This is a genomic window from Gardnerella sp. DNF00571G (assembly GCF_049262695.1).
Lineage (GTDB): Bacteria > Actinomycetota > Actinomycetes > Actinomycetales > Bifidobacteriaceae > Bifidobacterium > Bifidobacterium piotii.
In genome coordinates, this window is record NZ_CP058396.1 from 1,002,227 (window position 1) to 1,015,481 (window position 13,255).

Consider the following 13,255-nt stretch of genomic DNA (forward strand, 5'->3'; position numbering starts at 1 on the left):
ATTATTTTTTGCTTTCTTTTGCAATCTTAAGAATATGCTCTGCCATTACTCTTGCAGCATTACGAATGCCGTATTTCCAAGCCTTTTCGCGCATCTTGCAAAGCTCGTCTGGGTTATTAAGCAATTTCAACACGTTTGCGCGAATCCAATCATCGCTAAAATCGCAATCGTTTACAATAATTGCTCCCCCTGCGTTTGCAACAGGTTGTGCGTTAAATCGCTGCTCACCGTTTCCAATTGGAAGAGGCACGTATACTGCTGGAACGCCAATCGCAGATACTTCTGCAACAGTGCCTGCTCCCGATCTACAAATCACCAAGTCAGCGCAAGCAAAAGCCCAATCAATTCGCTCTAAATATTCGCAAATATGGTAATCACCAAGTCCTGCATGCTCTGGCTTAATGTCGTTTATTTGATTAAGACCAGCCGAGCGCGCAACATTATCTTTAACTTCTTTAGATTTTCCGCTACCCGTAAGATGAACGATTTGCGCGCATTTGAGTAAATCGCCAGCAGCAATAGACATAGCTTCGTTAATGCTTTTAGCACCCAAAGACCCGCCAGTTACAAGAATAATCGGCCTGCTAGGATCTAGTCCAAGATTTTTAGCGCCTTCAAATCTAGCTAAATCAATGTCTTGAGTAATCTTTGCGCATAAATCGGATATGGATTTTCTAAGAGGAAGACCAACTCTTATAGCTTTGCTATTCGACGCCGCCCTTGCGATTAAACCAGTGCCATCGTAAACGCACCCGATCATGCTTGCCCAACGCGCTCCAAGCTTATTTGCCATTCCAGCACGCGCATTTTGCTCATGAATCACAATAGGCAAATGCATTTTATGTGCTTGTGCATAAACTGGCGCAGACGCGTAACCGCCAAATCCAACAACAATATTCGCATGCCTTTTCTCAAGAATCTTAGCAACCTTTCGCGTTTCGCGAATCCACTTAAAAGGAAACTTAAGCATGTAAAGATTAGGTTTTCTAGGGAATGGGACTTTTTCAATAACGTCTAATGGCAGCCCCGCTTTAGGAACCAGCGTTTTTTCTAAACCAGCATTAGTGCCAATAACACTGATTTCTACCGACTCATCTAAATCTTTTAATGCATGCGCTACAGAAAGAAGAGGATTAACATGACCAGCAGTGCCCCCACCTGCTAGAACAACATGCAAAGAATTGCTATCTTTATATTGATCTTGCACCAATTCAGCCACCTCAATCTGCTTATTTAATAATCCCAATCATAAATCCCAATCAGAACTAATCTACTTAAAACTTTAATATATGACTTAACAATTAAATATAAATTAAACAAAACTTTTACGAAAAGCGGATTTTATAATTCTATAATGCTTTCCCAATTTTGATTAATACTTGTTTTTGATTAACACTTGTTTATATATTGAGCGGATTAATCACCACTTTGCTGCCGCGATTTTGCACGCTTTAATGACCATTTATTCCCAAATTTTATGTTCGGATTGCTCTTAATAAAACTATCCGCAACACCCATCGCAAGAAGACACATAACAAGAGAAGATCCACCTGCAGAAACAAATGGCATAGGAACGCCCATAACTGGCAAAACCTGAACAACAACCAAAATGTTTATTAGTCCTTGGCCAACAATCCAAGTAGCAATGCTAATAAGAGATATTGAAACAAGCTTATTTGTTGATTGCAAGGCAGAAGTTAGCAAGCACCAGCCAATTACAATGTAAAGAAGGATTACGCAAGAAGCAACAATAAAGCCCATCTCTTCACCAATGATTGCAAAAATAAAATCGTTGTGAGCATACGGCAAATAATTCCACTTTTCTCTAGAATTACCTATGCCAACTCCCATTATTCCACCAGACGCCATTGCGTATTGCGCATGAATCGACTGAAAACAAACGCCTCTAATCGACTTTGCATCGCATCCATGAATCGTAGCAAGAATACGACGCATACGATTTTGGCTAGTCACAACAAGCAATAAAACTGCTGCACAAGCCGTTATAAGGGCCACAACAAGCCATTTTGTAGGGAATCCTCCAACATAAAACGCCACAACAGCAATAAGCAAAATAATAAGAGCTGTACCAAGATCCTTGCCTGCAACAACTAAAAGAACAGAAACACCCAAAGCTACAACTGTTGGAATATAGGCGCGCATAGCAACACGCTTATACGCCTTTTTTGCAAGAATAAGTGCCATTGGTAGCCAAATGCATATAGCAAGTTTGGTGATTTCCGCTGGTTGCATTGTAAGCGGGCCTATTTTAATCCAGCTAGCATTACCATTAACCTCGTGCCTAATGCCTGGAACAAAAGTCAAAAATTGCATAAAAACCGATATTGCGTAAATGGTAATAATCCTGCTTTTATAAAAATCAACAGGAAGATGTGAAAAAATCAAATATCCAGCAAGACCAATAACGCAATAAAACAGTTGGCTCATTCCAGAACCCCAAGGGCCAGCTCCGTAAGTAATCATCGTTACCGACGAGCTTGAAAACACCATAAATAAGCCAAAAACGGTTAATATTACAACAGATATTCTTAGTCCAAAAAGACACCACAATGGGTTAAAAATACTGCGAATACCAACGTATTGCTTAAAAGCCTTTGTATTATCACTAAATGTTTCTTTAACGCCAAAAGCATTATTTGAAGACTCCACTTTACTGCCAAAAATGCCAAAACCGCGTTTTTTAAGCTTTTTAGGGCTTCTAGAACTTGATGAGCTAGCTTTTTTATTGTTCTCATTCATGGCTCTTAACCCATCGCTCAGATTCTTTAGCAAAACGATTGCCACGATCTGCGTAAGAAACAAATTGATCCATAGAAGCGCATGCTGGTGCCAGAAGAACAACATCTCCAGGCTGCGCGTACCTTCCAGCAGCTTGAACAGCTGTAGAAATAACTTTTTGACCCAAAGTAGAATCCGCGCTAAGAACTGGCGAGTTCTCAACCTCTTTAAGAACGCGATCATCTACAGAATCAAAAGATTCGAAACCTTCGCCATTCGCAGAAACTATTGTTACAGGAATACCCTGGCCTTTAGAATTAAGCGCTTCTACAATCGGCTTTTGATCTAGTCCAATAACAACAACAGCCTTAATAATACTACGATTTTGATCAACTAAATCTTCAAAATGGCCACCTTTTGCAAGACCTCCAGCAATCAAAATTACGGATTTTTTGCCAAAACTAGAAATAGAGGCGGCAGCAGCATGAGCATTAGTAGCTTTTGAATCGTCAACAAAACGAATCGCGTGTTCTGGAAGACTATCTTTAGCATTTAACGTTGCAACAGTTTGAATCCTATGCCCTCCTGGAGCAAAGTTGCACAATGCTTTAACTGCATTTTCAACGTCTTGTTTTAAGCCAAGAGTTAGAGCTAGCGCAGTTAGTGCGTCTGCAAGAAGATGAGGATACACGCTTCCATCTGGCTCGCATAAGTGTTTTAGTTCTTTTAGCGCTACTATTTTGACTGGATCACCAACTTTTGCGCCAGAAACGCCACTTTTGTCTACAATCCAACCATTTTCAACGCCTATTTCTCCGCATTTTGGCGCGCAAAGTGTAAAACCAATTTTTTTACAACCATCTTTGACTTGTGCAACTTTTGCTAATTCGCTAACTCGTGAATCTTGAGCATTGTACACAAGCGCTTTTTTAACGCCATTAAAAACTTTCGACTTATCTTTTGCGTAAGCTTCAATGCCACCGTGCCAATCCAAATGGTCAGCCGCAATATTAGTAATCGCAGCGCAATCCAACTCTAAGGAATTAGTAAAATGAAGTTGGAAGGAGCTTAATTCAACACATAACGCGTCGTGTTCTTTTTCTAGCGCAGCATAAGAAACAGACTTGCCAATGTTGCCAACTGCAGGAGCATCTAGACCGCAAGCTGTAAGCATATCGGAAGTCATCTCTGTTGTAGATGTTTTTCCATTTGTTCCAGTAATTCCAATCCATGCAGCTGGAAGATTTGTTTTAAGCGACTTTACGCGCACAAGCCACGCAAGCTCCACTTCGCTGATGACTGGAATATTGCGCTTTTGAGCCTCTAGAATAAAAGGCGTTCTAGGGTTAAAAACTGGCGATGTTACAACAGCATCAATCGTATTCCAATCGATTTTAGAAAAATCGTGGATTTGTGCCTCTTCCTTACGCTCGTCTGCGCTAATCGCATTAGCGCCAACAGTTTTAAGCACTTCCATGGCTCCTATGCCAGAAACGCCTAATCCTGCTACAAGAACGTTATGGAACGGGAACTCATTGTGCAAAGAGAACTCCTTGCACAAATCATTTGCAACATTGCTCATATAATCACCCTAAATCAACAATCCAGAACGGCCTGCCCAATCCGCATAGAACGTCATCAACGCAGACAGAACAAACATAAGCTCAATCATCCAAAAACGAACAACAACTTTGCCTTCTGCCCATCCAACAAGCTCAAAATGATGATGAATTGGCGCCATTTTGAACACGCGCTTATGCGTTAACTTAAAACAGCCAACCTGAATCACATCACTGCAAGTTTCTACAACGAACAGTCCGCCTAAAATAACAGCCAAAAACTCTGTGTGAGTAGCAATGGAAAGCGCAGCAAAAAGGCCACCTAAAGCCAATGAACCAGTGTCTCCCATAAACACTTGAGCAGGATTTGAGTTGTACCACAAGAATCCAAAGCAAGCAACGGCAGCACAAACAGAAATAATTGTTAAATCAAGCGGATCCGATACAGCATAAGAGAATCCAAAGTGACCGCCGCCTTTAACATGGTAGCTTTCCCAAAAAGCGATAAGTGCATATCCTGCAAAGGCAATCATAGAAGATCCAGCAGCAAGACCATCTAATCCATCTGTAAGATTTACTGCATTAGACCATGCAGCCATTAAAAAGTTTACCCAAATAATAAAAATTACAATTCCTATTGCTTTGCCAAACATAGAAAAATCAAAGAATGGCTTTTCTATAAAACTCATGCCAGGCTGAGCGCTTGCAATGCCCGACTGAGTTGGCAGCATAAGAGCTAAAAGCGCATAAATGCTTGCAAAAATAATCTGACCAAATAACTTTGCTCGCACAGAAAGGCCAAGATTTTGCTTTTTTCTAACCTTTGCAAAATCATCAATAAAACCTAAAAAGCCCATTGAAAGCATTGCAAAAAGAACAAGAACTGCAGACCAAGAAGGCGTTCTGCCAACAGAAAAATACCTGTACAAAGCAGATGCAGCCCACCCAACCACAACAGCAAGATTAATAACAACACCGCCCATTGTAGGCGTGCCTCGCTTAACTAAATGTGATTGCGGACCGTCTTGGCGAATGTATTGTCCGTAATTTAATCGGTGTACTAAGCGGATTAAAAGCGGCGTGCCAACAATAGTGACTATTAGCGAAACCACTATTCCCACAATAAGCGCAATCACAGGTTAACCTCCGTATGTTTGTTAAGGCTAGCGTTAAGACTCTTACTAAGTTTAGCCCAGCTTTCAGCCAAAACACTCAGCCCCGAAGCATGAGACCCCTTTAACAACACAACAGTACTAGAATGCTCACCCACAAGACTCCAAACAATATTATTCGCCTCAATACAATCATGCACAAAGTACACGTTGTTTTTAGAATCAACATTGTTATTTTGATACTTATTTACAATGTTATTTCTGTTATTTCTGTTATTTTGCCAATTATCTCTAGCACCTTTAGCTATGCAAGAAGCTAATTCATCTAATTTTTCACTCGTGGAAGATCCAACGGAAATTATTGCGTCAATATTCTTTTGTGCAACATATTTTCCTATAGACTCATGCATGTTATATTCGTCTTTTCCAAGTTCCAACATTGAGCCTAAAACAGCGATTCTAAAAAGTTTAGTGGATGAAGATTTGGCAGAATCGGCAGAATCTGCAGAATCTGCAGAATCGTCGGAGTTAGAAGAGTTAGCGGAATTAGAAGAATCATCGGACTCATAAGAGCATAATCCGTCAATTCCTGCTTTCATAGAGTCTGGATTTGCATTAAATGAATCGTCAATAAGTGTAAACTTTTTATCATCTTTGCAAATAACAGAAATTTGCATACGATGCGGGCTAATATGCGAAACTTTATTCAAAACTAGAGCAATATTTTTAAGACTCATTCCAAAATATCGTGCAACATTTGATGCAGCAAGAGCATTCATAACATTGTGCGCGCCAGGAAGCGCAAGATGTAGTGTTGCACTATTTTCGCTAGTCGCGATGTTTACACTAGTCGCGATTTTTTCACTAGTCGCGATTTTTTCGCTTTCGATAATCGTAAATTTTGCACAACCACTTTCGTCTAAAGAAATATCTTGCGCGCGCAATTGATAATTACCATTATTCGATGCATCAAAATTGCCATTATTATCAGCATTTAAGCCAAACCAGCGAACTTTATCTTGATCAGCCAGCTTGTTCATAGACGCAACGCGAAAATCATCTGCATTCAAAATTGCAACACCATGAGGCAAAAGTCCCCTAACAATCTCACTCTTAGCTTGCGCAATTTTTTCTACAGATCCAAATTCACCCAAATGAGCAACACCGACTTTTAGCACAACCGATAAGTCTGGAGGCGCAATAGTTGTGAGCATTGCGATTTCTCCAACATGATTTGCACCCATCTCCGCAATAAGGAATCGCGTATTCTCGTTTACGCGCAAAGACGTTAATGGCAATCCAATCTCGTTATTAAAAGACCCAACGGGCGCAACTGTATTGCCAAGCGTTGAAAGCAAAGCATTAAGCATATCTTTTGTGGTAGTTTTTCCAACGGAACCAGTTATGCCAATAATGCTAAACGGCGTATTTAACGCGCGGCGGCGAACTAAATTATGTTTTGCTAAAAGCCCAAGCGCTTCAACCGAATTTTTAACAACGATTTGAGCAATCTTGTTTTGCACACTTTCATCTAGCAAAACAGCATGTTCCACAATCGCAGCTTTGGCTCCAAGTTGAGCTGCTTTTTGAACAAAATCGTGTCCGTCTACTCGCTCGCCCTTTATAGCAATAAATACCGCTCCGCAAGCAACGTTACGCGAATCACTTGTAGCGAAATTAACAATATCGGTGCTTTTTACAGAATCGCAAGATGCAGACGAACCACATAAAAGCTCGCTTGCGTTAACAGCATCTGCCACCTCTTTAATGCTCATAGGCATCATACGAGTGCTATCTTGCGTAAAAACAGTGTCTGTAATTTTATTTTGCTTGCTATTTTGCTTGCTATTTTGCTCTATTGAAAACATTTTCTGCTCTTAAATATTGGTTTCTATTTTAGTTCGTGAGATACTCGCAACGCGCTCTTAATTGTTCCTCTTCTAACACCAGCAGCAAGAACCATTGCGATTGAAAGAGAAAGATGTTTACTAACACTTTTGCCGCCGATTTGATCTGCTAATGCAGCTAACTCATCGGATTCCCTAGAACGCATTACACAATAAGATCTTTCGTGACTTATAAATCCATACCTTTGTTGCAAATTATAAAAACTCATTACAGGGCGCGCAGATTTTATGCTTGATTCGTCAATCTTGGAATCGTTCTTGTAATCAATCTTAGAATCATCTTTTTTATTACTATATATAAGTGATTCCGATGATTCTTTAGACTTAGACTCATGCGAATCTTGCGAATTTTGCGAATCTTCTGAATTAGCATCCACTTTAGATTTGGCTTCTAATGTGCCGCTTGCTTGCGACTTATCTTTTGAATTTGCCAAGCTTGAATCATATGCCAAATCGCCACCACTGCGTTCAATAGCTTGCGAACTGGAATCTGACTTATACAAATCAAGACTTCCTGCCATTGCGAGCGCATTATTGCTTTCAACTCCAAGAACATCAATGTTTACAGATTGCAAAGCGTCTTTTTTAAGAGTTGCAGAATTTAGCGCTATAACAACAGCTGCAGCACCATCTTCTACACATACCGACAAATTGTGCTGAATATCCACTATTCCAAGCGGATATTCTAAATCCAATTCTCGCTGAAGAGAATTAGACCCCGCAGCGCTTATAACACCAATTGGATTGCCAAGCATATGAAGAAAATCAGCTAATCGTATAACGTTTGCATAGACTTCGTCATCATCATCGCCAGCAACCGCAAAAGTCGCTATAAAAGAAGATGGGTCATTATTAACATCGCAAGCAAGTTTGCCCAAAGTTACTGGATTGTTGGAAGAAACTAAAAGTGGAATACCAACGCTCATCGCTTCGGATCTAAACTCTGGAGTAACCATTGCTGCGTATGCTCCAGCATCTCTAGCAGCTTCCAATTGTCTTTTATCTACGCGATTTGCAGGAATAAAAAGACACCCAGGCTTAACATTCCTAACATCACACGCTAAAGACGTAATTGTTATTCCAGAAGCAAAAGATGGTATTACTTCAAAACCGTATTGTTGTGCAGCAAAACCAAGAGTTACTCTTGTTCTAGAAAATTCATCAACAGCATTCATACTCGCACTCGCCCTCGTTCGCTATCTATTACCATTGTACAGCAATAGGATCGGTGCGAGGAGTCGATACTGGAACGTTGTACTTTTGCATTAGGAACTCGCCTATTGTTTTTATAATAGGCGCCGCAGTATAAACACCGAATGTACCTTCTGGATTGCTTAATGCTACAGTTATTGCAAAACGTGGATTATCTACAGGCAATATTGCTGCGCAGTCTGCAACAATAGAGCTAAGCGCTCCGCCAAATCCAGCAACTTCTGCAGTACCACTCTTTGCAGCAATTCGATATCCATTAACAGATATGTAGCTACCGTAATACTCTGCAGTGGACTCCATAGCGTTTAACATTTGATCAGCAACGTGCTCATCCAACACCCTAGTGCCTTCTGGCCTTTTGCGCTCAGTAACTCTGCCTTGAGGATCAATTACAGACCTGATAATCGATTGCTTAAGTCTTACGCCTTTATTTGCGATTGTTGATATAGCATTAGTGATTTGCAAAGCGTTTGCTGCATAACCCTGACCGAACAAAACAGTGTTTTGCTTACGACCATCCCACGATTGAACACTCGGAAGCAAACCTTGAGATTCTCCTTGCAAGCCTAATCCAGTATATTGTCCAATTCCAAACTTAGACAAAAACTCATAACGCTTGTTATTTGGATATTTTTCGCCAGCCATAATCAATCCAACGTTAGAAGATTCCTTCAAAATGCCTGCCAAAGTGAGTCTCATAACACCATGATTATGAGCGTCGTGGAAAAGCTGACCTTGCTTATCAATGCTTCCTGGAACAGCAAACTTATCTGATAACGAGCGCGCGCCCGTCTGAAGCATGCCTGCAACTGAGAAAACTTTACCAATGGAGCCTGGCTCAAACACTTGGCTAACAGCTTTAGAAACAGATGCTCTAGCTTCGGCAGAACCAGCTTTAATACTATCGCTATCTTCTAGAGCAACGATTTCTCCAGTGCGAATATCTTGAACAACAGCAACGCCCCATCCAGCTTTATACCTGTTAATGCCATCTAGAAGAACCTTCTTAACGTACCAATCTACATCGCTATCAATAGTTAGCTTTATGTCGTTACCGTTTACAGCATCTTTATATTCGCTTACCGTTCCAGGAATTTTCTCATTTCCAACGTTATTTCCCTGATATTTTTGATAACCATCTTTACCAGTTAGAACCTTATCTTGAGAAAGCTCTAGTCCAGATTCGCCAATTTCTCCTCTTCTGCCCTTTGCTTCCTTGCGAGCGCTTTCTTCAGCGTCTTTAACGGAACCGATTAAAGCACCAAGAATAGGGCCACTCGAGTATACGCGTTCGCTACTGTTTTCTGCATAAACACAACCAGAAAGATTAAGCTTGTCTATTGCGCGCTTAACAGAAGGCTTAACATTTCTTTTAATAACAGCGTAACGTCCTACGCCTGCAATCTTGCCGCCTATTTCAACAGAACTCATATGCAAAATAGGAGCCAAAAGACGCGCCACAGCAACAGCGCCAGTTCCTTCAACATCTTTGCCATTAATTGCATGACAATTCCCAGCAGTTTGCTTTGTGCAAGGAGTTGGCTTAAAAGACTGAGCGTTCATAGGGTCTGCGATTATGTTGTATCTTTCAACGCTTTGAGCTAAAACGGTACCGTTTGCGTCTAAAATACGACCTCTACGAGCGAGTATTGGACGAGTTCTGCTACGTTCTGCCTGCGCCGCCTGAGCAGTAGAACGTGCATTGATTAACTGTATAAAGCTAAGCTTTACTATTGCTATAGACGCAATAAACGCGAATATCATTGCAACAGCAATACACTTTTTTGCAAAAACCGTGTTTCGTATAACGCTAGTTTGAGCGCCATAACGTGCATTAGCTCCAGAAGAAGCATAACCAGAACCAGAACGCGCGGCATTACTGCCGTATGATCTGTACAACTTACTCGTATTGAATCTGCTCTTGCTGATTTTGCTCACTCTGCTTGTAATAGAGCGCAACTTTTTACCAGCAAGTTTGGCATAATACAATACTGTTTTCATTTTGCCTGAGTATTTGGCGAAACGTTGCTTGATTAGGCGGTTCATCAATGTTTCTCCTTATTTTTTTGTTCTGGCTGTTGTTTAGTTTGTTGTTTAGTTTTGTCTGATTTAGTTTTATCTGGTTTAGTTTGTTGTTGTTTAAGTTTTTGCTGTGCTTGCTCTGGCTTAGCTTTTTGAGCTTCAATAGCAGCTTGTTCTGCCTTCTTTTTATTGGCATAAGCACTTAAATCAACTGTTATTGCTCCCTGTTGTGGAATCATTCCCATATCTTGTGCTTTTGCTGGAAGATCCGCTTCTAGCGCATCTAACTTTGTTTGCGCAGTTTCCACATCTTGACGAAGCCTAGAGATACTTGATTGAGTGGCAGCTTGTTCAAAAGATATCTCCGCCATTTTTGTGCGCAATAACAAAGACGTAGTAGGCGTAACAAAAAGGAAAATAACAACAATAATCAAGTTGAAAAGAGGAGCTTTACGAGTGTTACTCCACTCTATAACTCTATGTAAGTGATTCATTACTGTATAAGACCTACGGTCAGAGGCACTAAACACTAATGGAATCGACTTTAAAACGCGATTTTGCCTTGAATTATTACCAGCTGCTTTCTCGTTTACTCGCCCAGCAGGAGCAGATGAACTTGCATAAGACGCAGCAATCCTAGAAGCACGGTTTTTACTTGGCTTATCCATTAGAACCTGCCTCCTTTGCTGTTATTTACACAATTCGCTTTAGAAGAAGAACGATGCAAAGATGAATCTTCTCCTTGAGCAATAGCTGTAAAGTCTTTAATCCACCTATCTGGAATATCTCTAATAAGCTCCACTGCGCGTAAGCGAACAGAAGAAGACCTTGTATTATTTGCAATTTCTTCTTTAGATGCTTTAATAGCTCCGCGAGTTAAAGACTTAAAGAAAGGTTTTGCACTTTGCGGAATAATTGGCATATTTGCTGGAACATCTACTTCTAAGCCTTTATTCATAAAACGCTTAACCGTAATATCTTCCAAAGAATGATAAGACTCAACAACAATTCTGCCGCCGTTATTTAAGCGCAAAGCAAGCTTTGGCAGAGTCCTAGAAAGCTTATCTAGCTCTCCATTAACTTCGATTCTAAGAGCCTGAAAAACTCGTTTAGCTGGATTTCCTGGAGCACGATGAGCACGCGGAATAACATGATCCACTAAATCAACAAGTTGACCAGAGGTTTTTATTGGATTCTCTTGTCTAACTTGCACTATTTTTCTTGCGATTGGCCCAGAAAAACGTTCTTGACCATACTCACGGAATATTTGAGCAAGACTGGATGCACTATAAGTAGCAAGAATGGTTTCAGCAGTAACACTTTGAGTTGTATCCATACGCATATCTAAGGCTGTGTTATGAGAATAAGAAAATCCTCTATCTTCCTCGTCTATTTGCAAACTAGAAAGACCCAAGTCCATAAACGCTGCGTCAATCTTATCGATTTCTAAATCTTCAAGAACTTTGTCAACTTCATCAAATGCAGCATGCACTGGAATAAAACGATTCTCTAAGCCTTCATCGCGCATTCTTTTTGTCGCCAAGCCAAGAGCTTCACTATCTCTATCTATTCCAATAAGAGTTGCAAGTGGAGCAGCTTTAAGAAAAGCTGTTGCGTGACCCGCAAGTCCAAGAGTGCAATCAACAACAATAGAATCTTTGTGATCTAATGCTGGAGAAACAAGATCTACGCAGTCTTCCAACAACACTGGCGCATGAATTGTAGATAAATCTTTCATTGTGCCACCGCCGGAAGAACATCATTTGCAATATCTGCATAATCTTGCTCTTTATCTGCAAGATAATTGTTCCAAGAAGATTTGTTCCATATTTCTGCGCGAGTTCCAACACCAATTACAACAATCTCATCTCCAAGATTTGCATAATCCCTTAGCATTGGAGGCACTACTATACGACCTTGCTTATCTGGCTCCTGATCAACAGCGCCAGAAAGGAAGACTCTAAGGTAGTCTCTTGCAGACTTATTACTCATAGATGTGAGCTGAATCTGAGTTGTAATACGCTCAAACTCTTGCATTGGAAGAACATAAACGCATCGCTCTTGTCCGCGAGCCATAACAAAACCATCACCCAACTGGGATCTGAATTTTGCAGGTAAAGCAACACGACCCTTTGCATCTATTTTTGGAGAATAAGTTCCAAGAAGTATCGGATTCTTTACGTGATTATTAGCCTGACTTTGCAAATTATTAGCACCAAAAACCGCGTCTTGAGGCAAAGGAGTGGATGTAAAAGCCGAAGACATAGGTTGAGGTTGCATAACAGGCTGCATAACAGGCATTTGAGGCATTTGCTGCGCTTGATACATTTGCGGCATTTGCGGCATCACATAATAAGGCTGAGCGTACGCTTGAGAATTTTGCATTGGCATATGCGCATCTTGAGCATTAGCTTGAGCCGTATTTTGAGAATCATAACCAGATGGATTTTGAGCATGATTAAAGGAGGAATTGGCTTTATCTTGCGCATTTGCGCCAGCATTATTACTAGCCATAAATCCACCTCCTTTTCAACATGCAATATGCCACTTGCACATCATTCACCATTTTACCCCATTTCTCACCAAAAATCCCCACTTTTTTGTAAAAAAATAATATTTTTTTTAACTCAGATTGGAAACATGCAACGTGTATTAGCCTCGAGGTATACTTAAACGCCTAGTTTTAGCCCAACTTTTAAGAAGA

General features: G+C 40.6%; 10 protein-coding genes. All 10 read right to left on the reverse strand.

The genetic code is table 11. From position 1 onward, the window contains the following. Nucleotide 1 precedes the first annotated feature (1 nt). Nucleotides 2-1,207 carry a UDP-N-acetylglucosamine--N-acetylmuramyl-(pentapeptide) pyrophosphoryl-undecaprenol N-acetylglucosamine transferase gene (locus HXT30_RS04180; protein WP_422111839.1) on the reverse strand — a complete coding sequence of 402 codons (1,206 nt, stop codon included), beginning with the start codon at nucleotides 1,205-1,207 and terminating at the stop codon, nucleotides 2-4. Nucleotides 1,208-1,416: 209 nt separating this feature from the next. Next, nucleotides 1,417-2,760, reverse strand: a complete 1,344-nt coding sequence (locus HXT30_RS04185; RefSeq protein ID WP_020757202.1) for an FtsW/RodA/SpoVE family cell cycle protein — start codon at nucleotides 2,758-2,760, stop codon at nucleotides 1,417-1,419. Then, a complete protein-coding gene (gene murD, locus HXT30_RS04190; protein ID WP_422111365.1) occupies nucleotides 2,753-4,321 on the reverse strand; it encodes a UDP-N-acetylmuramoyl-L-alanine--D-glutamate ligase in 1,569 nt (522 codons plus the stop codon). The genes HXT30_RS04185 and murD overlap by 8 nt, the downstream gene beginning before the upstream one ends. Before the next feature lie 9 nt (nucleotides 4,322-4,330). Next, on the reverse strand, nucleotides 4,331-5,434 hold the full coding sequence (mraY, locus tag HXT30_RS04195; RefSeq protein ID WP_016831776.1) for a phospho-N-acetylmuramoyl-pentapeptide-transferase: 1,104 nt from the start codon (nucleotides 5,432-5,434) through the stop codon (nucleotides 4,331-4,333). Then, the gene (locus HXT30_RS04200; RefSeq protein WP_422111366.1) at nucleotides 5,431-7,278 is read right to left on the reverse strand and encodes a UDP-N-acetylmuramoyl-tripeptide--D-alanyl-D-alanine ligase; all 1,848 of its coding nucleotides are present in this window, start codon (nucleotides 7,276-7,278) and stop codon (nucleotides 5,431-5,433) included. Before HXT30_RS04200 ends, mraY begins: the two co-directional genes overlap by 4 nt. A 23-nt stretch (nucleotides 7,279-7,301) precedes the next feature. Further along, the gene (locus HXT30_RS04205; RefSeq protein WP_410294211.1) at nucleotides 7,302-8,492 is read right to left on the reverse strand and encodes a UDP-N-acetylmuramyl peptide synthase; all 1,191 of its coding nucleotides are present in this window, start codon (nucleotides 8,490-8,492) and stop codon (nucleotides 7,302-7,304) included. A 28-nt stretch (nucleotides 8,493-8,520) separates the two neighbouring features. Next, on the reverse strand, nucleotides 8,521-10,575 hold the full coding sequence (locus tag HXT30_RS04210) for a peptidoglycan D,D-transpeptidase FtsI family protein (RefSeq protein WP_422111840.1): 2,055 nt from the start codon (nucleotides 10,573-10,575) through the stop codon (nucleotides 8,521-8,523). After that, nucleotides 10,575-11,219, reverse strand: a complete 645-nt coding sequence (locus HXT30_RS04215; RefSeq protein ID WP_422111367.1) for a hypothetical protein — start codon at nucleotides 11,217-11,219, stop codon at nucleotides 10,575-10,577. The genes HXT30_RS04210 and HXT30_RS04215 overlap by 1 nt, the downstream gene beginning before the upstream one ends. Next, complete coding sequence (rsmH, locus tag HXT30_RS04220; protein WP_422111368.1) at nucleotides 11,219-12,289, reverse strand: 16S rRNA (cytosine(1402)-N(4))-methyltransferase RsmH; 1,071 nt, start codon at nucleotides 12,287-12,289, stop codon at nucleotides 11,219-11,221. Before rsmH ends, HXT30_RS04215 begins: the two co-directional genes overlap by 1 nt. Next, on the reverse strand, nucleotides 12,286-13,065 hold the full coding sequence (gene mraZ / locus HXT30_RS04225) for a division/cell wall cluster transcriptional repressor MraZ (protein WP_422111369.1): 780 nt from the start codon (nucleotides 13,063-13,065) through the stop codon (nucleotides 12,286-12,288). Before mraZ ends, rsmH begins: the two co-directional genes overlap by 4 nt. Between the last annotated feature and the right edge of the window lie 190 nt (nucleotides 13,066-13,255).

Coding starts and splice junctions, on each gene's coding strand:
- HXT30_RS04185 (WP_020757202.1), bottom strand. CDS start 2,760: ATGAATGAGAACAATAAAAAAGCTAGCTCATCAAGTTCTAGAAGCCCT.
- murD (WP_422111365.1), bottom strand. CDS start 4,321: ATGAGCAATGTTGCAAATGATTTGTGCAAGGAGTTCTCTTTGCACAAT.
- HXT30_RS04200 (WP_422111366.1), bottom strand. CDS start 7,278: ATGTTTTCAATAGAGCAAAATAGCAAGCAAAATAGCAAGCAAAATAAA.
- HXT30_RS04205 (WP_410294211.1), bottom strand. CDS start 8,492: ATGAATGCTGTTGATGAATTTTCTAGAACAAGAGTAACTCTTGGTTTT.
- HXT30_RS04210 (WP_422111840.1), bottom strand. CDS start 10,575: ATGAACCGCCTAATCAAGCAACGTTTCGCCAAATACTCAGGCAAAATG.
- HXT30_RS04215 (WP_422111367.1), bottom strand. CDS start 11,219: ATGGATAAGCCAAGTAAAAACCGTGCTTCTAGGATTGCTGCGTCTTAT.
- rsmH (WP_422111368.1), bottom strand. CDS start 12,289: ATGAAAGATTTATCTACAATTCATGCGCCAGTGTTGTTGGAAGACTGC.
- mraZ (WP_422111369.1), bottom strand. CDS start 13,065: ATGGCTAGTAATAATGCTGGCGCAAATGCGCAAGATAAAGCCAATTCC.